This is a genomic window from Planococcus sp. PAMC 21323 (assembly GCF_000785555.1).
Taxonomy (GTDB): Bacteria; Bacillota; Bacilli; order Bacillales_A; family Planococcaceae; genus Planococcus.
Window position 1 is genome coordinate 1,467,621 of the sequence record NZ_CP009129.1, and the last position, 21,978, is coordinate 1,489,598.

Genomic DNA, 21,978 nt, shown 5'->3' on the forward strand with positions numbered 1-21,978 from the left:
GCCAGACGATTGAGGACTGGCTGTGGGATTATTACAGGCTGCAAAAAGTTCAGCAGCTGCAACCTTCAGTTGTGGATGAGGTGGATGATAAACGGATGGAAGAGAAAATCAGGCAGTTGAGCAATAAAATCAAGGTCTTCTTGTTTGGTTGAAACAATAATAAGAAGGCGATGGCGAATATTTTCGCCATCGCCTTTTAATAACTAAAGAAAAATCTTGCTGCTCTTCGAGAAAGCATTTTTATTTTTAGTTTACATATCATAACTTATCGGAAGCTGCATAAATAGAATGAGAGAGAAGAAGCAGATTAAAGCTTGTCTTCTATCTTTTTGTCTGTAAATGTGTACTTTTACGAATGCTTATTATTTGGAGAAACTCTTTTCTTTGTCTATCTAATTCTAAGGGGAATAGTGAATTGAGAATATACAGTAAGTTATCGATGAAGTAAGGTATTGTCCATAAACATTGCCATCTTATTTTCATATATTCATAAGGGTACTCATTAAGATTTTAGTGATCAAATATAAAAGTATATAGGTTTATAATAATGATGAGGAAGTATTCAACTTTATTTCACAAGAAGAGCCAGCTTCCCTTTACAGGAAAGCTGGCTCTTCGAAAAAATTCACTATATATTTGCTTCACTTTACCGATAACGGACACTCTTTTTTAAGTTGAATCACTTGTGTGTATAAAAACTCATTTCTAATTTTTCCGCACCTTCTGAGACTACTAGTAGATTTGTGATTTCTTCAAGTTGTTTATTTTTATAATTCTTTTTTCGCTTTTCTTTCACTTTGATTGGAATCCAAGTATTTCAAAAGAAGTAAAATTTCAAACACAAGTATAGCAAACCCTAGCCAAACGCCTCCAAAAATATAGCCTGCAACAACTTCACTTGGGAGCTCCAATCCCAGGTACAGACGGCTAATGGCAATGAGAACGGTCATGAGGAATGTTGTAATCAGGAAAACTGTACGTACTGTAATTCTATCGATGGTCCTAGCCAGCAAGAAGGCTGTGAACCCGTAAATCACCAGTGTCATAAATGATTGTTCACTTGGAAAGGAATACAATTGATCTGCAAAAGACTGCTTCAAAGGAGAGAATATGTGGAATATCCTTCTTAAACTTTCTTCGTATACTTCTCCGGCACTTGCCACTAGCAATAGGGCTGTTAATTCAAAAGCTCTATTACGGCCTTTCCAGAAAAGCCAAATGGACGTAAGAACAAGAAGCATAATAAGGAAAGTTCGGGAGCCTATAAATGAAAATCGCACCATAGGGTCTGTCCACTTTTCACTAAATGTGTAGTGGATTATTAATCCGATTAATTGGTTGAATTCATTAAATTCATTGCCAAGAAAGTCCTGTATCAGGCCAAGCATCAATAGGAAAAAAATGAGGGTAGCCAATGCAATAAATGTCAAAAAAAGACCGATTTTTTTTCGTGAATGGAGTAAATAGAAAGCAACTTCTAGCAGCTTTATTGCTAAATCCTTTATTTCTTTCTTATATTTCTTATAGGTATAAATCACAGTTAAAATGACAGCTGCTATAAAGCTTGCGACGATAAGGTATGTTTTGATGGAAGTATGGAACTGTTCCCATTGCGGACCTAAAATCTTGCCCAATGTGATAAATAGGCTGACCCATAGAAATGCCCCCATGTATGCATACAGGGCAAATATTCGGAACGGAACCCGGACAATCCCGGAAAAGTAACCAGTAATGTGCCTTACTCCAGGAATGAAGTATGCAATAATCAACAACTTATTCCCATGCTTGTTGAACCATAGCGATGTTTTTTCCATTTTTAATGGACCCATATGAAAGTAAGTACCATATTTAATGAAGAAAGGAGCCCCTACCTTATAGCCGATGAAATAGGAAGTGGTCATGCCGATCGAAGTGCCAATAGCTGCCGCTAAGATACTGTAACCCCAATTTAAATTGTGTTGGTATACAAGAAATCCGCTATAAGTCATGAGGATTTCACCCGGAACGGGAAAAGCGAACATTTCAAGAAGGAGTGCAACAAACAAAACGATATATCCATACTGATCGAGATAAGCAGTAATATTACTCAAGGATAGGCCTCCTCATTTAAATAGTCATTCATTTCAAAGGATGCTTGCTGATATTGCTCAGTCACTTATTCAGATTAAAACCATTTTAAATCCGATGATGTGTAAACAATCTTTTGGAATGGAAATGAATCAATATCCAGATCAATAAAATCTTCATACGATTTTTGTTTATATTTAAGTAATAAAGGCTAAAATTAAAATTTTATAAAACTTAAAATACTGAATAATTAGAAAAAATATCATCTTCACCTAATTTTACCATGGGAGATGGATTTGCGCCTAATGGAATTTTCAGAGAGAAAGAGTAACTTGGCTAAAGGAGAGATTGATTGATGCAAACTGAATGCTAAGGAGATGAGATAATGGAAGTTTATCTTTTGTGTAGAGACCGTCAATAATTATGTGTAAATAAGTAAATCCTTTTCTTATATGTATATCCATTAAGCTTGCTTGAACATCTCAGCCAGTTCTGTACGAGCTTTATCGAATCCGATATGGCATTGGGGAGTGAAGTTCTGATTGTAGATTTCAAACTGGGAAACCAGAAAGCGCTCCAAGGAATCTTCGTTCGGGAATTGCTCCTTGCGCTTGCTGTATTTTTCCACATTCTTTTTGAACGACTCGATGAGATTCGTTGAATAGATGCTTCGCCAAATGGATTTCGGAAAGTCGTAGAAAGTGAAGATGTACGGATTCGCTTCCAACGATTTCGTCATATTGGAAATGGTTTGTGGCTTATAGTGATGGCTGTACATCTTCTAGATCAAATCCGATATCTCGGACATCGTGACGCCTTTTTGGAAAATAAGATAGATGGACTTGCAGATTTTACAATTATTGATAGAGGTAAGAATCAGCTACCTAGGCATCTTTATCACGCCGAGCCTTCGGGCATCAACCTCTATATCAGCTATGCTTCAGAAACCAGTATGCCATTAAACATGTCCCGATAATTTTAAACGGATAGCTTATATAGTAATGAAAGGGGCTTTTTTATTCATTTGTCCGACGGGATAATTCTTTCTGAATCATATCGAGTTTGGCGGATCGGAGCTTGCGCTCGTATGGGTCCGTTTCGGATTCCGGTTTGGCGAGATAGTCTTTATTATACTTTATTTCCAGGTAAAGGATGTCGGTAGTCTCTATAACAGCATGTCGATAGGACTTCTCCACTTCTGCTTCGATTTTCCCTAATTCATATTCTGCTGGATTTCGCTTAGCAATTTCGGCTTGAATTAGCGTTAGTGCTTTCAAATCCGGACTTTTTTCATTGTTTAATCGTGTCAGTCGCTCATATAACTTCTTATTCGTCATTTTTCTAACGTTCGCTTCACTGAATTTTGAAAATAAGCTCATCATTATCCTCCTTTAAAGCTCTATTAGTGTAGTTACTTATGCATTTCGTTCACATCATACGAAATGGGTTGTTCAAAATAGGAACTTCCACTGATAAGTACACAGTACCATAACGGAATCAACTCCTATAAACTTAAAGAGACTCGCAAAGTTTAAATCGTGCATGTTAATTGTCCCAGTTTCATGTGTAATTGTTCGTACTTGAACATTATCCTTCGTCATTCATACAAAATGTATAAAAACGAAATGAGGGCTTTTAGAATGATTGGAAAACTTTTTAAGAGATTATTTTCTAGAGATTACGGGCTGTCATCAACAGAGTTTGCGTTACTAATAGGTTATAAAACATGGAAAGAAGCTCAAGGAAATACCTATGCCATGTTCTTTACTGAAGTGGATGACTGGTGGTTTGCGACAGAGCTTCCTGACGGTCAATGGGCGGTGTGAAAAGAAGAAGGAGAAATGCCCTATCCTTTTACGGTGTTTTCTAGTTGGATTGAAGCGATTGAACATCTACGAGTCTTGTTCATAAAAAGTGCCTTACCTGAACGCAATTGGATCGAGGAGGCGTCAAAAAAGAAAGGCAAAGTTTTAATTGATAAAGAAACCCAAATACAAATCTTGCTCCGGGGAAATGCCTTACAATTTGCTTGTGAAACATTAGGTGTGAAAGATATGCGAATTCGTGAATATGCTGAAGTTTTTACAGTAAGCATGGATGAAGTCTATGCCTATGCAGTGAAACAGGGTCTTCCGCAAAGTGGCTCGACACGCGACGAAAAGAATTTTGATGGTGAGGAGCTTGGAAAAAGGTACATCAATAAAACCCTGGTTCAATTGAGTGGTACGGGACTGTACTGACAAATGCAAGTGCAAAGGGTCACTAGCCGTTAATTTCTTAAGCTTTTAGGTAAGGTTTTATGAGTTTACATATTCCGGATTATCGGAAGAGTAAAAGCGACATACAGCTTTTTCTCCTGTTTACGTATAGGAAATTTTACTTTTACGAATTATTTTCTATAGAATCACATTTAAAACGTAGAGTTCACATCTATTCTAGCTATGTTAAGGTAAATAGAAAAAATTTCTTTATGTTATTAGTTTTGAAAGATTCATTTGCCTTTTTTAATAGACCTTATAAAGAATGGAGAAATAGTTGATGATTATACCGAAAAAATTACAATATGGAGATGAAGTTCGTATTATCGCACCGAGTAGGAGTGCCAGTATTTTATCAGAAGAAGGGATAGAGAAGGCAAAATCAAAGCTAAAAGAATTAGGCTTAGTTGTGACTTTTGGCAAGCACGTTTTTAAAAGTGATCTGCAGCATTCATCATCTATTGAACTCCGTTTAAGTGATTTACATGAAGCCTTTCAAGACCCTAACGTTAAAGGAATACTGACGGCTATTGGTGGATTTAACAGTAACGATTTACTTCCTCATGTGGATTATGAGTCTATTCGAAAAAACCCTAAAGTATTTTGTGGGTATAGTGATATAACAGCTCTTGCCACAGCTATTACGACAAAGACTGACTTGATTACTTATTCGGGACCGCATTTTTCAAGTTTTCACATGGAGCAATTACAAGATTATCAATTTGAGTATTTCAGAAATTGCTTAATGCAGTCTGATTCGTATCGAATTGAGCCATCTTTGGCATGGAGCGATGATGCGTGGTTTTTAGACCAAGAGAATCGAAACTTAGAATCTACAAAGTGGAAAGTTTATAACGAAGGTCAAACAAAAGGGAAACTCTATGGCGGTAATTTATGTACATTAAATTTACTGCAAGGAACTTCTTATCTCCCGAATTTAGAAAACACCATATTATTTATTGAAGATGATGAAATGACAATTCCCGAAACATTTACACGCGATTTAACTTCTTTGCTTCAATCAGCTGGAAAGATAAATGGGCTGGTTATTGGACGTTTCCAACGCGAGTCTAACATGACAGAGGAACACCTATTGTTTTTGTTGGACAAACTGCCTATTCTAAAATCAGTTCCGGTTTTGTACGATGTAGATTTTGGGCATACACAACCAATTTTCACTTTCCCGATTGGTGGAAAAATTGAACTGAAGAGTAAAGACAACCAAATAAAGATGATTCATTTTTAATGAGTTTATAGTATGTACGGAAGAACGATGCTATCTAGACTTCTACTTTTATAGAACGGATAGAAAGCTAAAAAAAGTGGGGAAATCGTTTACGAAATGAAGGATCAATTTACATAAGGGGTATCTAATCACAAGAGAAAAAGCTGTCTGTCGCTTTTTCTCTTTCTTTGGATCTGAAAAAGTGCACTTTTACGAACGGTTTTCTGAGTGAACCTCATAACAGAAATATAACGAAGTGGAATTTCAGAAAGTTCTATTTATAATCAAAAATAATGGATATAATTGGTATGATGAAAGAAATCAATAAATCCACTACTTGAAAAGGATTGGACAACTTATGGAGATATCTTTAAATCTATTACAAGAAGTCGATGCAGAAGCGTTATTTAAGTTTGAGTCTGAAAATCGATGGTTTTTTGAAAAAATGGTTCCAAGTCGCGGTGACGATTACTATTCTTTCGAAACATTTTTAAGAAGACATCAAGAATTGCTGAAGGAACAAAAGAAGGGTCTTTCTTATTTTTATCTGATCACTAATGATGCTGGAGAAATTGTGGGAAGAATCAACTTGGTTGATAAAAAAGATAACATAGCACACATAGGATTTAGAGTAGGCGCAATATACGCTGGAAAGGGAATCGGAAATCAGGCATTAAATCTACTATTGAAAACTGATCTAAGTTTGAAACAAATACGTGGGAAAACAACGACTGGTAACCATGCATCGCAAAAGGTGTTAGAAAGAAATGGGTTTAAGCAAGTTCGAGTAGGCGAAGAAGAATTCGAAATGAACGGGGAAATAATGAAGTTTATACATTATTTATGGGAAAATAAAAATCCTCGTTTGTAAAAGAGAATGAATCGATTTTATTGCTACTCAATTTATAAAAATATCAAGAAAGTCTATCCTACGTTTCAATCAGATTCGAACCTGCTTATTTAAAGTTTGAGACCAATATAAGGTTAAGAAATTTGCCTTGGTGAATGTAACTTATGTGCAGTTTAGTTACATTCAAAATTATTTTATAAAAGGGGGGAAGAAATGAAAAAGGTTGCTTTATTAACAATTCTATTGCTTTATTTAGGCGGTTGCAGTAATGGTGGAATCTATGAATTCTCAGGGACTAGCGAAAATTGGGATGTTTTTTATGTGGTAGATGTTACGAACGATGATGAACAAAAAGTTACAGGATTTCTTGAGTATATTGGAGATGAACCAATTCCAGAAACAGTTGATTATGAAGTTAGAACCTTATTAACCAGAATGGGGAACACAGGAACAACATTAACAGACGGAAAAGCCGAAATTGGAAATGGTTGTGGAGGTTGCACAACTTTTCAAGAAGACGATGAGCTTGAAGCGGAAATTATGTGGGATAACCAGCAAGAAGAATTGATACTGACGACTAAAAAGTAGTTGTTGTTAGGTTTCAAAAATTTTGCGAACTTTATCTGAATGTAACTTATTGTGAATTAAGTTACATTCAGATTCAGCGTTAGATACAACTTTTATTTAGTAAATTTAAAAGGAGGTTTACATTGAAAAATCTCTCTGAGAAGTTAATTTATTATTTAATAACTTTTGTTATTTTCTTTTTACTTTTTAAAATTTTTGCATGGATGGAAAATGCGTATATCCCTTTGAATACTCAAACTCAATTGATGTCTGGCATTATTATTCTTCCTGCAATTGTTATTCTTTCATTTGTTTTATCCGGTTTACTTTTTAAAAGTCTAAAAGAATCCAATGGAAAGTGAATGTAACTTAATAGCAAGTAAGTTACATTCAAATTTCTGGCTTATAAGAGCTCAAGAAAAATAAAATAACCTCATTTTCTTTTTCAGCTATACTAATATTTAGAAATAGAGGGGGTTATTGGGGTGGAGAAAACGTTAGCTATTTACATCGCTTTTGATGCAGCCATCGGATTCTTTTTCGGGGGAATTTGGGAGGCTATTGCGGCAATGGTCTTGATTTATATTGCGCTAAGAATTGATCATCTTATAAAAAAATTCGAATACAGAAGATAAGCTTAATTAAAATAGTATACGCAAATTAAAGGTCGTGTTCGAAAAAAGAGCACGGTTCTTTATTGAATCTGAATGCAACATACGGGCAGTTGAGCGACATTTAGATAGTCATTAAGGACAAGTAAAAAGGAGGATTTACGTGAAAAATGGCTTTTAAAATTCGTTTAAATTATTTGTATTTTTCTTTTGTTTAGGTGTTTTAGCTTTAATACTAGGTGTAAACGGGGAAGCAGTGGCTATATTTATTTCAAGACCTTTGGGTGCTGAATCATGGACAACATCTGGAAGCATGATGAATGGATTTATATATATACCAACAGCTATTGGTGTTTTTTTCTTTGCACTAGCTATTGTTGTTTTCACAGTTTCTTATATAAAAGTGCAAGAGAAATGAATATATAATTCTTTCTAAGAACTCAATCTAATCTATTTTGAGAAGCTGTAAGGGAAAGACCTTGTTACGATAACTTTTTTATTTGAAGTAAAGAGTGTGAATCTGAATGTAACTTAATGGTAATTAAGTTACATTCAAAAAGGTTACCTAAGGGATGAGAGCGTAGATATCTTGTGTAAATGAATAAATAGACGAATCAGATGTAAAAGGCTCAACTTAACTTAAGGAAAATCTATAATTACAAATTAGGAGGAGTATGTATGTTGTTCATGTTAATTGTAAAAGCTTCAAAAAACTCAGAATCCGGAAATTTCCCAGACGTAAATCTTATTGAAGCAATGAATAAGTACAATGAAAATCTGATTAATTCAGGAGTACGCATTATGGCCAAAGGACTTAAACCAAGTTCAAATGGAATCCGAATTTCATATCTTAAGCCAGGAGAAAAACCAGTAGTTACAGAAGGTCCTTTTGAGGAAATTCAAGAATTGATTGCGGGATTCATTGTTATCGATGTAAAGTCTAGGGAGGAAGCAATTAAATGGGCTATGGAAATGCCTGATCCTCAAGGATATGGAGAAGGACAAATTGAATTAAGGGAATTTTTTTAAATAGACCTTTCAATCAATTTCATAAATTTCACTTTTAAAAAAATGTGGACAACTTTATCGTTCATATTCTCTTTTTTAAAACCTAAAATTAAGGAAAATGAATTCTGTGAAAAGAGTTGGAAGTGAAGTAGTCATATATTTAGCTTCTTTCCTTTCGATTGTTTGTATAGGTATACTTTTACGAACGATTATAGTGGTGGTAGTGATCCATCCTCAATTTAAAATCATTCCATAGACTTAGTTCATAATATTAATAAATAAAGTATTGGTTGGAAATATGTATGCTAAGCAGAATCAGTTCTCCAAGAATAAAACTAGCTTTATGAAACAAATCTAGTTTACATATCGCAGCTTATCGGAAGCTACGTGTATTTTTAAGGAGAAAAGGGGCTAGTATCTGACCCTATCATGAATACTCACTGAAGTTTGTTTATAAAAAAGCCGATTTCGCATCTTGTGAGCGACGAAACTTGAAGACCTTTCAATCGTATATACAGAGAGTGAATTAGTTTAAAAGGAGTGGAACTATGTTTGGGAATAAAAAAGAAGAAGATCATCGTTTTTATATAAAATCGTCCGAAGATGTACCTGTACTGGGTAGAATAGTGATTTTAGTCGATCGTTATACGGGTGTAAATTACCTTCAATCATGGGTCGGTGCAGGTAGTAGCATTACACCTTTATTAGACAAGAATGGACAAGTCATTATAGACGAATAATCATAAACACATGCTAAAATAATAGTCTGCTTTTCTAAGAGAAAATTAAATTTAGATTAAAAACTCAAAATTGAGAATGTAAATCGGATAGAAGATAAGTTTACATATCATGAGTTATCGGAAGAGAGAAAGCCGTTTATTGTAAAAAGTTCCATTTCCAATTGCAAGATTCTAAAATGCGATAAAAATTGTAATAGAAAAATGCGTAATAAAGTGCACCCTAACTTGTGAGAAATTCTGGTAATACAGAGCCTCTTCGGTTAGGGTGTTTTTTACTTATAAATGTATTTGAATAACATAAATTAAATTGAAGTCTACCTTATTAGTTTACAGAAATTCTTTAATTTTAAGGGGGAATTTGGGATTTTAGGTATAATGATTATAAGGAGGAGATTGCGATGAAAAAGTTATGGTTGATAGGAATCGTACTATTTTTGAGCGCTTGTTCGATGGAAGAAAGCACACAAGACACTAGTAAAACAGTGGCAACGGAAACAGCTGGACCTGAAGTTTTGACTGATGTTCAAACGAAACCATCTACTGAAATGGTTGTAGCCAAAGAGAATACGAAGTTAGTTGAGTGGGAATCGGATGCAATGGATCGGGGAAATCACGATTATAACACTTTAACTCACAGCAGTTTAGTAGTTGAAATCGGTTATGAAGAAGCTAATCGCGGAGATATTGTGTATTATAAAACACCTGAATCTGCAATTAGCAAAAACCCACAATTACCTGAATACTATATTGCCAGAGTAGTGGGATTACCTGGAGAAACTGTAGAAATACGCAAGGGGCAGGTTTATGTGGATGACAAAAAAACTGATACATTTTATGGCGTTGCAACAGATAAAGGGCTTGAAAAGGATGAGTATTTCAAAATGGCAGAACTAAATATTGAAGACGGCACTTGGACAACAGATGTAAAAGTTTCTGAAAAAGAACGTATAACTTGGGTGAATATGGATGCCAAAGAAGAGAATTTTAATACCACGATGGAACCTGTAAAAATATCAAACGAAGCAGTTTTTGTTTTAGTAGATCAGTGGTGGAGAGGTATAGACAGTAGAGAATTTGGAGAATTACCTATAAAAGATATTGAAGGGAAAGTTTTAGGATATGCAAAAAAGTAGGTTCAAACAACGTATAAATGAGTGCTGCCAACTGGCAGTGCTATTTTTTTGTCATATTTCGCTTTTTTAAATTAAAAATTAGAATTAACAATTGGATTAATGGTTGTTTTTGCTGGATTTTAACATCTTACAATAATTATTATATGTCAGTTGAAAGTTCTGTTATTAAAATTTTAATGAGTGCAATCTAACGGTCTATTTGGTGTTTAATATATATTTTTTGTCTTGTAGCTGAAAGCCATAATCTTAGCATACAATTTACCAGTCGTACTACTGTACCTATTTCGGTACGAAATGAAATTCGTCATATTTAAAAGTCTAACTCTTAATAAGAGAGGTAACATACGAAGAGGTTTACATATTCCGAATTATCGAGAGTCCTACAAGAAAATATAAAAGAAGATACTACTGTTAATTAATTGCGCTTCAGGAAGACGAAAAGATAGTTAACTGAAGACCTTAGGAAAGATAAATTAGTGGAAAGTTAAAGAGACTCTTGGCAATGGTTATTAGTACAACTATAGTGTCACTCGGACTTTCTTTAATCAATTATGTACTCCAGTGACAAAGAGAGCCTGATGTATATTATTTCAATACAGGAGAATATTTTCTTTTTGCTTCATACATTTTTTTATTATTTATGTTGTGATTGGTTTGCCTTTATCGTGGCTCCTAGATAAGGGGCGTATACGTTTTCTAAAAAATCATGTACAGCGTATTATTCGTGATAAAAAAGCGCCGATAAAGTTGAGATTCCTACTTGATAGAGAAATAAAACTATAAAGTTCTTTCTATGAGTAGGGTGTGCGTTAATTGGAGTGCTAAAAGAAAAACAACATTTTGTAATGAAGTTAAAAAACTAGTTTATATGTAGCCTGTTTATCGGTAGCAAAGACGCTCCATAAGATAATTCTTTTTCTCTAAAAAAATATAAACATAAGTTAAAATATTTGCTATTCTTTCTTTTTTAAACTGTATACTCCTCAAATGGAACTTATGGTAAACTTTGTATGAATAGAATTTTGAAATTTAGAAAAATTTCATAAGATAGGTGATTACATAGTAGATTAAGCATTTCGAATAATACGATCAGGGTCAGTGAGAGATGTTGCCGCTACTGATTTTACTATTAAATAGTATTTTTTAGCGACTTAGGTCGCACAAATGAAATGGGCAAGAATATCTCAATATGAAAATTATATTGAATTTTTTACCAGGGATTAAATTAGTAAGTTTTAAGGTTTGTATAGTTTCGATAAAAGAAATCACCTATTAGTAACTACTTTAATAAAAATGATTCCTTTTTTTATTCAAAGAAATTAGTACTATAACCAAGAGAAGTGCTTTTATCAGCTGATAAAAGTGGGAGGATACAAAAAAAGTATTTATCACTATTTATGGAGAGTGGGTCAAGTATGAAAGCAGTTCGTAATGTTTTAGAATTTTTAGAGGATAATGGCGTCAAGTATGTATTTGGAATACCAGCAGGTTCAGTCAATGCTTTTTATGACCAACTTTTGGACTTTCCTGAGATTACACCAATTGTCACAAAACATGAAGGCGCTGCTTCTTATATGGCAGCATCGTATGCAAAATATTCTCAGCAGTTGAGTGTGTGTATCGGTAGTAGTGGTCCTGGAGGCACTAATTTATTGACAGGGGCTGCGAATGCGATGCGGGAGCATTTGCCGATTTTGTTTCTTACCGGGGCAGTTCCGGTAAGTACGATGGGGCTGAATGCTTCTCAAGAATTGGATGCTCAGGCACTCTTTCAACCAATCACCAAGTATAGTGTTACGGTTTTGGATTCAGCGAATTTATTGGATGAGATTGTAAAAGCGACACAAATTGCCCTTTCAGGTGTACCTGGCCCTGTCCATGTTGCGATGCCAATAGATGTTCAAATGGGGAATGTTGAAAAACTTCCTATACCAAAGCTAGAAATAGAGCGTCATCCATCTATAGACCTTACATTAATCAAACAAGTAGCGGATCATTTGATGCAGAAGAAAAAGGGCTTTATCTTCGCGGGACAGGGAGTACGTAATTCGGTAGCTCAAGTACTAGAACTTGCAGAATTGCTTAATTGGCCTATTGTTGCTACACCTGTGGCTAAAGGGTTATTCCGGGAAGACCATCCACTTTTTTCTGGCGTATTTGGTTTTGCCGGAAAAGACGATACGTCTTCATTAGTCAATGAGGGAGATGCAGAAACACTGCTTGTACTAGGATCAAGTCTAGGTGAAACAGCGACAAGCAATTACAATCCAAACCTGTCAAAAGACCGATTTGTCATTCAAGTTGACTTTGATGCTACCGTTTTTAACCGTAAGTATCCGGTTGATATTCCGATACATGGAGATATGTCAGAGGGTTTAACTAAATTAATTGAAGAACTTAAAGCAAGAGGTTTAGAGCGACCGAAAACTATAAAAGCTATTAAACAAGAGTCACCCACTACTACTGAAGAAGAATTTAACACAAAAAATGTCTTGCGGAAGTTACAAGAATTCTTGCCATCTTCTACTCGCTATACCATTGATATCGGTGAGTTTATGGCTTATGTTATCCATGACATGGAAGTAATGGAGGAAGACACATTTGATATCAATGTCCATTTTGGTGCAATGGGAAGCGGACTAAGCGCAGCAATCGGTTCAAAGCTTGCTGACCCTAATCGACCTGTAGTTGCAATTACAGGAGATGGCTGTTTCTTTATGCACGGTATGGAGATCTTAACGGCTAAAGAATATAATTTGCCAGTTTTGTTCGTGGTAATGAATAATGCGCGATTAGGTATGGTATACCAAGGGCATACGCTGCAATATAAGCGTTCACATCCTTCTTTTGAACAAGAACCAGTAAATATTGCAGCAATGGCTGAAGCATTAAATATTCCAAATTTTCGCGTAGATACTTTCGAGGACTTATCTCAAAATGTCTTAAATGCGTTGACCTATCTAAAGGGCCCGGCAATTTTAGAAGTCGCACTGGTCGATAACAATATTCCACCGATGGGAGATAGAGTTAAGTTTCTTTCTTCTTTTGGGAAATAGAGTATAAGTTGTTATAAGTGAACGGATCATCAAATGATGAATGTTTTTTAAAAAAGAACGCATATAGGCTTTGGTGTATAGAAGGAAATCTTATTTGTGTAATGAATTTGAATAGAACTTAATGTGGATTAAGTTCTATTCAAATCTTTGGAAATAAGTATTTTGTATCAACAATCTTCATCATTCAATGGTTGGAATCTTTTTAGCAATTCTACGTGAACCGAGTTCTTTTTTCACTATATTAATCCTAATTATTGCTGGTTAGTGATTACTAGAAATGCGATTTGCGTTTTTTACGAAAGGATGACTAACGAGAGGCTACGCTAAACAAAATCAACTTTAAATTTTTTCATTCCCTAAATAAGCTCAACATAATAAGCCTGTTCTTTTACCTATTTTTATTAATAAGTCTAGGCAATGTTTCACTTAACCGGAAAGTTGCGATTAGTCCAGCACTCAGTGGCAAAATGGCGACTAAACCGATAGCCCAATCTACATTGAGTAAATCTGTTAGTAAACCAGCAAATATTGCACCAAAGGCATATCCACTATCTCTCCAAAAACGATAAACCCCCATTGAAGAAGCTCTCCAAGACGGATCTGCGATATCGCTTATTGAAGCTTGCAAGGTTGGATAAACCATGGCAGTTCCAACCCCTAATAGGACTGCTGCAATAATCCACAGATGATACTCACCAACTAGAAGAATTAACCACAGTGAAATGGCTTGTAACCACATGCCACCAACAATCAATTTCTTCCTACCTATTTTATCGCTAAGAACACCTGTGAAAAGTTGAAAAAATCCCCACGAAGCCAGATAAATAGCAACCAACAATCCAATTTGCGATAAGGTCAGTCCGACACTCGCAAAAAATATTGGAAACAGTCCCCAAGCCATACCATCTTTCAAGTTGGTGCTCAGCCCTGAAAAGGTAAGGATGGATAAATTTTTATTTTTATAAGTCGTATTTTTAAAGACATCCGCTGCTGAAAAGATCGAATTTTCAGTAGCAGTACTGGCCTGTAATTTAATATGAGACTGTGTATCTTTTACGATTAGAGACAATGCAAATCCAATTATGACAATGACAATTCCGATGTAGAAAGGTTCTGGTCGATTCGAATAACTTGAGGCGACAAAGCCCGAAACAGCTGCCATCGTAGCCACTCCGGTATAGCCTGCAAATTCGTTAAACCCAACAGCAAATCCTCTTTGAGTAGGTTTCGCTAAATCAATTTTCATATTTACAGTCATAGACCACGTGAGTCCTTGGTTAATACCTAAGAAAATATTTGCCACGACAATCATCCACCATGCGCTTGCGAAGATCACCAGTACAGGAACTAATAAGCCCACACTCCAACCAACGAGTAAGATCTTTTTTCTTCCAAACCGATCGGCGATAGTTCCTGCGAAATAGTTTACAATAGCTTTTGAGAATCCAAAACTAATGATAAAAGACAAGGCTGCGCTAGTTGAGACTAACCCGAAATCTTTTTCACCGATAATTGGGAGGATGGTTCTTTCCAAGCCAACCATAGATCCCACAAAAAAATTTGTTACAACTAAAAGGATGAAGTTTAGTAAATTTTCCTTTATACCAATTTTTACAGTTTTCATAAAGTCCACCTTTACCAATAGGTTTTTCTAGGGTTGTTTTCTTTGATCATTTTTTAGTATTAGTTATTTAGATGAGTATTGAGTTATTCATTTGTACAAAATAGAGTCGATTAGCAGCACTGAGGCTATTACAGATTTTTAAAGAAATACGTTGCCTAGGCACTTTCAATATTCAAATGCTTGTACTCATAAAAATTTGAATAATACTTAAATTATCCGCGAAGCGAACAGTGCCAGTTTTATTAAAATACACTAGAGAATTTAACTATAAAATAAGAATTTTCTTTTCACAACATGAATACTTATTTATCACCGTTTTAGAATAGAAAGTTAGGACATTCGAAATTACTGCATTTGCCTATTTAAATTCTTGAAAAGAGGGATTAACTTGTTTTTTAAAAACGCAAAGCCAACAGCAGAGCAAAATAAAGGGACCGATAAGGCAATTAAAATAAGCCATGAATTTTATGGATGGGCTCTCTTCGGACATGCCATTTACTCGATCTTTTTCTTATCAGCGTTTAATGCTTCATTTTGGATTTTAGTTTGCGGATCTGTTATTTATTCCGTAAGCAATTTTTATTTTTCTAGTAAGAAAAAATAATTACTTTGCTGTCCGTAACCATTTTGCTATGTCGAGTCAGCCCATACAACTTTAATTAATTATTAAAAGGTGAGTTATGGGGGCAAATTTTTATGTGTTCTGGTATCGTTTTGCTGATTTGTGGTATCGTTTTGCTGATTTGTGGTATAGTTTACCTTTTTTCAGCACTAAAGATTTGCAAAGGGATTGAATAAGAACAAGATAATCAGTTAAATAGAGGAATTTGAAGGAAGAAGCTTATAGATGAGCTTCTTTTTTCATTGTTATAGGAATAAAGTATGCAATTATTGTTTATTTTATGGAAATTAATGTTATTCTATAAAAAGCTGAATTAGTTTCTGTTAATTTACAGTAGTGACTTAAAAACTTGCTGATTTGGATGCTCGAAAAACTTAACAAGCTCGATAGAGTCCTTATGCTATTAGGATGATTATTGAAATTGGAGGAGACTTACTATGAATCAATTAAGAACACAAAATTGGAATCTAAATTCTCTATTTGATGGCGGAAGCCAATCTATACAATTAACTAGGCTTATGAATCGTCTTATTGATAATTTAAAGGAATTAAATCAAAGTCTAGAAGCACACCTATCAGTACAAGAAAATAACAATTTGCAACAAATTATTACTATGATTCTACAGTTACAAACTATTTTAAGCGAGTGGGAAGAAGTCGACGAATACTTAGCGTGTGTTTACGCAGAGAACGTGGATGATAACACAGCAATAAACCTTATTGAAAAAAGTGATAGCATAAAGGTGGAAATCGAAACAGTAAAGGTAAAATTAACTCAATTGCTCGTATCTTTGCCGGACCATATATGGAACGAACTTATTAAGTTAGAAGATATAAAACCCATTTCGTTTTACTTAGAAAAGCAAAAAAACAATGCCAATGACCGTTTACCCGCAGAGATGGAGAGGTTAATTAATGTTTTATCTATCAACGGTATGAAAGGGTGGGAGCAGCAACACCAACTTATGCTATCTAAGTTAACTGTACCGCTCGAATTGGATGGAGAGACAAGGTCTGTGTCCATTGGTCAAGCTTTAAATTATGCAATTCACTCAAAAAATGATTCTTTGAGAAAACAGGCAGCTTTTGGAATAAATGAAGTTTGTGAAGCAGAAGCCGTTGTTTTTGCCTCGGTATTCAATCGTATTGCTGGATCACGTTTAGATATATATGAGCAACGAGGATGGACCAATTTGTTGAAAGAAGCTGTAGAGCAAAATGATATGAATGAAGAAACACTCTATTTGGCGATCTCTTCAATCGATAAGAATAAGACAAAGTATATAACGTATATTCAGCGCAAACTTGAATTGAGCCAAACTGAGAAGGCTAGTTGGTTTGATTTAGTTACCCCATTATTTGCGCCTGTGGAAAAAATACCATATTGCAAAGCGAAAGAAATCATTTTAAAACAGTTTTATCAGTTTAGTGAGAAGTTAGGATGCTTTGCGGAAATGGTTTTTGAGCAAGACTGGATAGAAAGTGAAAATCGACCTCGTAAAATGGAGGGTGGATTTTGCGCTTCGATGCCACAAACAAAAGAAAGTCGAATATTTTTAACATACCGAGAAACATATCAAGATGTGCTGACTTTGGCTCATGAACTGGGTCATGCTTATCATAATTTCATTATTCACGATGAACCTGCACTTGCCCAACAAAAAGGCATTAGCGTTGCTGAAACGGCTTCCACATTTATGGAGAATTTAGTGTTAGATGAAGTGATTAAACAAACAAGCAACGAACAAGACAAACTAGCTCTTCTTGAAATTAAGATTAAAAATGGACTTATGTATGTCGGGGCAGTGCCGAATATGTTTCGTTTTGAAAAAGCTTTTTATGAAAAAAGAAAACAAGGGCTAGTAACAGTCCTTGAAATAAAAAAATTGTTAAGTGACGTGGAGAATTCCTTCTACGAAGGACAGATTGAAGATTTAGCACTTTATAAATGGATGTATACGAGTCATTTTTACGATGCTGAAAAGCCCTTCTATAATATTCCTTACACAATCGGGTATTTGTTCAGCAACGGCATTTATGAAATGGCAAACTTAGAACCCAATGGCTTTGAAGAACGTTATGATGAGCTATTACGCAACTCAGGACGTATGACAATTGAACAACTCGCAGAAATTTTCTTGAAGGTAGACATATCCAAGAGTGAATTTTGGTATGCCGCTCAACAACCATTAAATGACGCAATTGACGAGTATATGAGACTAACTGAGAAATATTGCATGTGAGATTAAAAAAATCTTAACAATCTAAGGCTTAGAAAAACACCTTCTTCAAGTACAGCAGAAACTGTACCTGAAGAAGGTATTTTAAAATACGTTATTTAATCGATGCTTTCTGTCTGATCGATCATGATTTGTTCATCCATAGGACCGACGATCTTCTGTGCGATTTCGCCTTTCGTATTCAAAATATAAGTTGTCGGGACTGTGCGAACTTGATAAGTCTGAGCAACACTTCCGGATTCGTCCATAGGGATTTGGAAGGTTAAATCAAATTCGTCGATAAAAGAGCGGATTGCTTTATCACCTTTATCTTGAGCGGTTAAATTGACGGCCAATATTTCGACATCGCTTTCTACATTGTTTTCGTGAAACTCTTGCATATGCGGCATTTCTGCACGACAAGGTGGGCACCATGTTGCCCAAAAATTAAGAATGACTTTCTTTCCACGGTAATCAGACAAGCGAACTGTTTCTCCATTTTGATCGGTTAACGTAAAGTCAGGAGCTTCTGCACCAGGTGTTAGTCCTGTCGAAGCGGATTGATTTGAATCTACTTTAGATTGTGTAGATTCAGAGTCTTTTTCTATAAAGTTGTTTGCAATAATAGCAATAGCCGCAAGAAATAAAACAGCAAAAAGTATTTTTTTAATCACGAAATCTGTCCTTTCTGTACAAATCTTTTATAAAAGAAAATAGTTACAATTGCTAGAACAGCTAATGTTGCATTTTGCCATGACAATAAGGGACTAAATATGCTTAAAATTAGCAGTTCCAATGCATATAAGGTTGCAAGCAACAAGTCTGTCGGTACATCCGCACGTTTTTCGAGATAGCGAATAGCCAATACACTTACTACCAATAAGAGACTATGGAAAATTGCCTCTAGAAAATTTTTTTCGAAAATCTGCAATATAGTTTGGTATGACAGGAAAAATAACAACCAAGAAAAAACTGCTTGTTTTGCTGTACTAGGGTGTTTCTTCAATGCGATAGCTAAATAAGCGATTACGAGAACGACACCTAGCAAGTGGCCATATAAGCCTCCGTTAAAGTAAAGTATAGACAGGGGCATATCGAGAAAGTTCTCGAAATTAAACGGGATATAACTTAGTTTCCAGGTGAGGATATACAGCGTCACGGCATTCCAAAACCAATCACCCATTTTTTCTTTTAATGCAACGCGTAATAAAAAACTTGTTAATGCAGCTGCTATAAGGACAGATACCCAAACTGATGGTACGGTTAGGTGGAATATTGGAACGTAACTCATCGTTGCACGTTCGATCTGGTTTTATGTATCAAAAAATCTCTCCGTTCATATAATACTCAACATTTCTTATTATATCGAAAAGTACGATCTTTTCATCTTTTTTGATTGGCAAGCAGGATTAGAACAATACTAAATGAGGAGGTAGGAGTATGGCATCTTGGCATGAACGTTTTCAAACTAAAGAATATTTGTACGGAATAGAACCAAACGTATTCATCAAAAAAATCCATCCAAACTTTAATCTTTCAGGGGATGCCCTTGCGATTGCAGAAGGGGAAGGGCGCAATGCGGTGTATCTTGCTGAACGAGGAATGCAGGTTACTGCTTGGGATATTGCTCAAAGCGGCCTTGATAAAACAAAACAACTTGCAAAAAATCGTTCCGTAAAAGTCTCAACCGAACTGGTAGATTTGTCGCAAGCCACTTGGCCAGAAAACAAGTGGGACGAGATTATTTGTGTGTTTGGTCATTATCCAAAAGAGGTCCAGCAGCAAACATTTGAAGGGGTAAGACGTGCGTTAAAACCAGGTGGTTATTTTTTGATGGAAGTGTACTCTGTTGATCAACTGCAATATGGAACAGGCGGACCGAAAACGGAACAACTCTTATATCGGCCCGAAGAAGTTCTGTCGGCATTTACTGACTACCGAATCGTTCATTTTTTCACTGGGGAAGTCATTAGAAACGAAGGAACTTTACATAATGGCTTGTCTCATGTAATTCAACTGGCTGTTCAAAAGCCGGTTTAAGTAGAAAAAAGAGAAAACCCCAACAATCCTGATAAGTTCAGGTTGTTGGGGTTTTCTCTACTTAGTTGAAAAATACGAAAGTATTGATGTAATTTTATACACGGCTCGTTTGTTTAATACCAGAAGAAGTGGTGCAGTAAGTTGTTGATTTAGGTCCAAGTTGGAACAGTAATGCGCCACCTGCAATTAATACAAGTGCAACAAGAGACTGCCAAGTGAAAGGAACTTTTTCAAGGCCGAACCAACCAAGCGTATCCCACACAAGCCCAAAGAATATCTGCGAGATCATGACTAGTGAGATGGCTGCACTGGGTCCCAATTTTTGGACGCCTTGCGTAATGGAAGCAACAACGCCGACGCCGATAAAGCCACTGAACCAAAACCATGGCTCAGCCTGGAAATGGAAAAGAGTCTCACCTTCGAAAACGAGTCCTGCTAAAAATGAAGCGACAAAGCCAAGAAGAAGAACAAGAGCTGTCGTCGACCAGACACTTACCCTTTTTTTGACGTTTGCATTAAAGGTGTTTTGGACGCACACAAATGCGCCACCTATAAAAGCTAGCAGTATGCCGATTGCCATTAAAGTTCCTCCTATTCGTAAATGTTGTTGCCAAACTGTTTTAGCATGGAGTCACGGTTTATTATCGTTATTTTTCCGCGTTTTTTCAAAATCCATCCCTGTTCTTCAAACTTCTTTAGCACACGATTCAAATGCCGGTAGCTTGTGCCGATTAAATCTGCCATGTCTACGAGTAAAGTAGAGTCGAGCGCGGTATCATCTGGCGTCATTGCCAATAAGTAACTGGCCACCCGAACATCGACTGCATACAACAAACTAAAATTCATGGCATGCGATTTAAGCTCGAATTTGTGGGTAATCGTCTCTAACAAAAATTGTAGCCATTTCGTGTTGTTCGTCATGTTATTCTCTAGTGCCTCATACGGAATGCGAATAACTGTTGTTGTGGAAACGGCTTCAACTGTATTAATCAGCGTAGATTTTCGGATATATTCAATATCTCCAACAAAGTCAAAGGGAGATTTAAACGCCAATATAAGTCTTTTGCCTTCCGGCGATAACCTTGACACTTTTAATTTTCCTTCAACTAGCAAATACAGCGTATCGGATTTCTCACCTTGTGAAAACAAAAGGCTTCCACCTGTGTAAGTTTCCAATTGCATGGCTTGTTGTACGCGCTCAGGGAACATTGTGCTCAAGCTATATTGCTTAAGGTAACTTAAAACGGTTTCTTTTTTCAAAGTAGACACTCCTTTACCATTTCAAGACAATAACGCCTGCAATCATCAGGGCAACACCGAGGATGTGATGGCGGCCAATGGTCTTTTTTGGCATATCCAGCCAACCTTTAGAGTCGATCAGCACAGCTGCGATCAGTTGTGCAATTAAAAAAACGCCAATCGTCAGTGTCACGCCCATACGGTGAACCGCTGTCATGTTACTGAACAGAACGATTGCTGCTAGCACACCGCCTGATGCATAAAGGGGAGAGACCTGTGTCAGCTGTTGATACGACCGATCTTTTAGCACCAAGACGATTGCCAATGCTAAGATAAAACCAGAAAATTGAGTCATGGTTGCAGCTTGCCATGTGCCGATTTGCGAACTGATGGCAGCGTTTGCGACACTTTGAAACGTCAGAAAAAATCCTCCTGCTAATGCAAAAACTATGCCCTTCATTCAATTCACACTCCTTATATTCTATTAACTGTACAAGCAGTATAAAAGTACCGAAAGGACATATGTCCCATTATTATTCCCTTATTGTTATTGCTTGTCCAGTAGCATTGAAAAAAGAGTTTCATCATTATTTGGTTTAGCTTCCGTCTTTTACGATAAGCAGATTAAATGACTTTTAGTTTTACTAATTGTTCCTATAATAAAGGCGCGATGGGCATCAGCTTTTTAGCTGAAGTCCATCGCGCCTTTTGGTTTATAG

At 35.9% G+C, this 21,978-nt stretch carries 22 protein-coding genes and 1 pseudogene; 13 read left to right on the plus strand and 10 right to left on the minus strand.

Translation table 11 applies throughout. The features are described 5' to 3' along the window. Positions 1–767 precede the first annotated feature (767 nt). The 3 genes and pseudogenes from PLANO_RS07420 to PLANO_RS07425 all read right to left on the minus strand — a co-directional run bounded on the left by PLANO_RS07420 (position 768) and on the right by PLANO_RS07425 (position 3,446). Positions 768–2,090, minus strand: coding sequence for a VTT domain-containing protein (locus PLANO_RS07420; RefSeq protein ID WP_052124293.1), 1,323 nt, complete (start codon positions 2,088–2,090; stop codon positions 768–770). Positions 2,091–2,530: 440 nt separating this feature from the next. After that, positions 2,531–2,806, minus strand: a pseudogene (locus PLANO_RS15830) (transposase); the annotation flags it as partial. Between the two features lie 277 nt (positions 2,807–3,083). After that, positions 3,084–3,446 carry a hypothetical protein gene (locus PLANO_RS07425; protein WP_038703837.1) on the minus strand — a complete coding sequence of 121 codons (363 nt, stop codon included), beginning with the start codon at positions 3,444–3,446 and terminating at the stop codon, positions 3,084–3,086. A 261-nt stretch (positions 3,447–3,707) separates the two neighbouring features. On the opposite strand from PLANO_RS07425, the gene PLANO_RS15685 reads away from it, so the two are divergent. From PLANO_RS15685 to PLANO_RS16085, 7 genes are all read left to right on the plus strand, one after another. Continuing rightward, complete coding sequence (locus PLANO_RS15685; RefSeq protein WP_052124294.1) at positions 3,708–3,893, plus strand: hypothetical protein; 186 nt, start codon at positions 3,708–3,710, stop codon at positions 3,891–3,893. Between the two features lie 15 nt (positions 3,894–3,908). Further along, on the plus strand, positions 3,909–4,307 hold the full coding sequence (locus PLANO_RS15690) for a hypothetical protein (RefSeq protein ID WP_052124295.1): 399 nt from the start codon (positions 3,909–3,911) through the stop codon (positions 4,305–4,307). Between the two features lie 298 nt (positions 4,308–4,605). Continuing rightward, complete coding sequence (locus PLANO_RS07435; RefSeq protein ID WP_038703838.1) at positions 4,606–5,571, plus strand: S66 family peptidase; 966 nt, start codon at positions 4,606–4,608, stop codon at positions 5,569–5,571. A 337-nt stretch (positions 5,572–5,908) separates the two neighbouring features. Beyond that, positions 5,909–6,421, plus strand: a complete 513-nt coding sequence (locus PLANO_RS07440) for a GNAT family N-acetyltransferase (RefSeq protein ID WP_038703839.1) — start codon at positions 5,909–5,911, stop codon at positions 6,419–6,421. A 192-nt stretch (positions 6,422–6,613) separates the two neighbouring features. After that, a complete protein-coding gene (locus PLANO_RS07445; RefSeq protein ID WP_038703840.1) occupies positions 6,614–6,988 on the plus strand; it encodes a hypothetical protein in 375 nt (124 codons plus the stop codon). A gap of 122 nt (positions 6,989–7,110) precedes the next feature. After that, positions 7,111–7,329 carry a hypothetical protein gene (locus PLANO_RS07450; RefSeq protein WP_038703841.1) on the plus strand — a complete coding sequence of 73 codons (219 nt, stop codon included), beginning with the start codon at positions 7,111–7,113 and terminating at the stop codon, positions 7,327–7,329. Between the two features lie 123 nt (positions 7,330–7,452). Then, the gene (locus PLANO_RS16085; RefSeq protein ID WP_197053116.1) at positions 7,453–7,602 is read left to right on the plus strand and encodes a hypothetical protein; all 150 of its coding nucleotides are present in this window, start codon (positions 7,453–7,455) and stop codon (positions 7,600–7,602) included. Positions 7,603–7,755: 153 nt separating this feature from the next. Here the strand turns inward: PLANO_RS16085 and PLANO_RS15960 are convergent, their stop codons facing one another. Then, positions 7,756–7,965: a hypothetical protein gene (locus PLANO_RS15960; protein WP_156108890.1), complete on the minus strand. Its 210-nt coding sequence runs from the start codon at positions 7,963–7,965 to the stop codon at positions 7,756–7,758. Between the two features lie 291 nt (positions 7,966–8,256). On the opposite strand from PLANO_RS15960, the gene PLANO_RS07455 reads away from it, so the two are divergent. The 4 genes from PLANO_RS07455 (at position 8,257) to PLANO_RS07470 (ending at position 13,515) form a co-directional block, all read left to right on the plus strand. After that, positions 8,257–8,607 (plus strand): YciI family protein, encoded by a 351-nt coding sequence (locus PLANO_RS07455; RefSeq protein WP_038703842.1) that lies wholly within the window; start codon positions 8,257–8,259, stop codon positions 8,605–8,607. A gap of 527 nt (positions 8,608–9,134) precedes the next feature. Next, positions 9,135–9,326, plus strand: coding sequence for a DUF6440 family protein (locus tag PLANO_RS07460; RefSeq protein ID WP_038703843.1), 192 nt, complete (start codon positions 9,135–9,137; stop codon positions 9,324–9,326). Between the two features lie 398 nt (positions 9,327–9,724). After that, on the plus strand, positions 9,725–10,459 hold the full coding sequence (gene lepB / locus PLANO_RS07465; RefSeq protein ID WP_038703844.1) for a signal peptidase I: 735 nt from the start codon (positions 9,725–9,727) through the stop codon (positions 10,457–10,459). A gap of 1,415 nt (positions 10,460–11,874) precedes the next feature. Beyond that, positions 11,875–13,515, plus strand: coding sequence for a thiamine pyrophosphate-binding protein (locus PLANO_RS07470; RefSeq protein ID WP_038703845.1), 1,641 nt, complete (start codon positions 11,875–11,877; stop codon positions 13,513–13,515). Between the two features lie 388 nt (positions 13,516–13,903). Here PLANO_RS07470 and PLANO_RS07475 read toward each other — a convergent pair whose 3' ends face one another. Then, complete coding sequence (locus tag PLANO_RS07475; protein WP_038703847.1) at positions 13,904–15,139, minus strand: MFS transporter; 1,236 nt, start codon at positions 15,137–15,139, stop codon at positions 13,904–13,906. 1,059 nt (positions 15,140–16,198) lie between these two features. On the opposite strand from PLANO_RS07475, the gene PLANO_RS07485 reads away from it, so the two are divergent. Further along, positions 16,199–18,004: a M3 family oligoendopeptidase gene (locus PLANO_RS07485; protein WP_038703849.1), complete on the plus strand. Its 1,806-nt coding sequence runs from the start codon at positions 16,199–16,201 to the stop codon at positions 18,002–18,004. A gap of 95 nt (positions 18,005–18,099) precedes the next feature. On the opposite strand, the gene PLANO_RS07490 is transcribed toward PLANO_RS07485, so the two are convergent. Together PLANO_RS07490 and PLANO_RS07495 are read right to left on the minus strand one after the other, a co-directional pair. Continuing rightward, positions 18,100–18,654, minus strand: a complete 555-nt coding sequence (locus tag PLANO_RS07490) for a peroxiredoxin family protein (RefSeq protein ID WP_038703850.1) — start codon at positions 18,652–18,654, stop codon at positions 18,100–18,102. Further along, positions 18,651–19,271 carry a hypothetical protein gene (locus PLANO_RS07495; RefSeq protein ID WP_038703851.1) on the minus strand — a complete coding sequence of 207 codons (621 nt, stop codon included), beginning with the start codon at positions 19,269–19,271 and terminating at the stop codon, positions 18,651–18,653. The genes PLANO_RS07490 and PLANO_RS07495 overlap by 4 nt, the downstream gene beginning before the upstream one ends. 149 nt (positions 19,272–19,420) lie before the next feature. On the opposite strand from PLANO_RS07495, the gene PLANO_RS07500 reads away from it, so the two are divergent. Further along, complete coding sequence (locus tag PLANO_RS07500; protein ID WP_038703852.1) at positions 19,421–20,020, plus strand: class I SAM-dependent methyltransferase; 600 nt, start codon at positions 19,421–19,423, stop codon at positions 20,018–20,020. A gap of 94 nt (positions 20,021–20,114) precedes the next feature. On the opposite strand, the gene PLANO_RS07505 is transcribed toward PLANO_RS07500, so the two are convergent. The 3 genes from PLANO_RS07505 to PLANO_RS07515 are packed head-to-tail and all read right to left on the minus strand — an operon-like array spanning position 20,115 to position 21,719. Next, positions 20,115–20,600, minus strand: a complete 486-nt coding sequence (locus PLANO_RS07505) for a DMT family transporter (RefSeq protein WP_038703853.1) — start codon at positions 20,598–20,600, stop codon at positions 20,115–20,117. A gap of 11 nt (positions 20,601–20,611) precedes the next feature. After that, complete coding sequence (locus PLANO_RS07510; protein ID WP_038703854.1) at positions 20,612–21,280, minus strand: Crp/Fnr family transcriptional regulator; 669 nt, start codon at positions 21,278–21,280, stop codon at positions 20,612–20,614. Between the two features lie 13 nt (positions 21,281–21,293). Further along, on the minus strand, positions 21,294–21,719 hold the full coding sequence (locus PLANO_RS07515; protein ID WP_038703855.1) for a DMT family transporter: 426 nt from the start codon (positions 21,717–21,719) through the stop codon (positions 21,294–21,296). Positions 21,720–21,978 lie beyond the last annotated feature (259 nt).

Coding starts and splice junctions, on each gene's coding strand:
- PLANO_RS07460 (WP_038703843.1), top strand. CDS start 9,135: ATGTTTGGGAATAAAAAAGAAGAAGATCATCGTTTTTATATAAAATCG.
- PLANO_RS07455 (WP_038703842.1), top strand. CDS start 8,257: ATGTTGTTCATGTTAATTGTAAAAGCTTCAAAAAACTCAGAATCCGGA.
- PLANO_RS07500 (WP_038703852.1), top strand. CDS start 19,421: ATGGCATCTTGGCATGAACGTTTTCAAACTAAAGAATATTTGTACGGA.
- PLANO_RS15685 (WP_052124294.1), top strand. CDS start 3,708: ATGATTGGAAAACTTTTTAAGAGATTATTTTCTAGAGATTACGGGCTG.
- PLANO_RS07485 (WP_038703849.1), top strand. CDS start 16,199: ATGAATCAATTAAGAACACAAAATTGGAATCTAAATTCTCTATTTGAT.
- PLANO_RS07495 (WP_038703851.1), bottom strand. CDS start 19,271: ATGAGTTACGTTCCAATATTCCACCTAACCGTACCATCAGTTTGGGTA.
- PLANO_RS07475 (WP_038703847.1), bottom strand. CDS start 15,139: ATGAAAACTGTAAAAATTGGTATAAAGGAAAATTTACTAAACTTCATC.
- lepB (WP_038703844.1), top strand. CDS start 9,725: ATGAAAAAGTTATGGTTGATAGGAATCGTACTATTTTTGAGCGCTTGT.
- PLANO_RS07445 (WP_038703840.1), top strand. CDS start 6,614: ATGAAAAAGGTTGCTTTATTAACAATTCTATTGCTTTATTTAGGCGGT.
- PLANO_RS07435 (WP_038703838.1), top strand. CDS start 4,606: ATGATTATACCGAAAAAATTACAATATGGAGATGAAGTTCGTATTATC.
- PLANO_RS07505 (WP_038703853.1), bottom strand. CDS start 20,600: ATGGCAATCGGCATACTGCTAGCTTTTATAGGTGGCGCATTTGTGTGC.
- PLANO_RS07425 (WP_038703837.1), bottom strand. CDS start 3,446: ATGAGCTTATTTTCAAAATTCAGTGAAGCGAACGTTAGAAAAATGACG.
- PLANO_RS07440 (WP_038703839.1), top strand. CDS start 5,909: ATGGAGATATCTTTAAATCTATTACAAGAAGTCGATGCAGAAGCGTTA.
- PLANO_RS07470 (WP_038703845.1), top strand. CDS start 11,875: ATGAAAGCAGTTCGTAATGTTTTAGAATTTTTAGAGGATAATGGCGTC.
- PLANO_RS15690 (WP_052124295.1), top strand. CDS start 3,909: ATGCCCTATCCTTTTACGGTGTTTTCTAGTTGGATTGAAGCGATTGAA.
- PLANO_RS07515 (WP_038703855.1), bottom strand. CDS start 21,719: ATGAAGGGCATAGTTTTTGCATTAGCAGGAGGATTTTTTCTGACGTTT.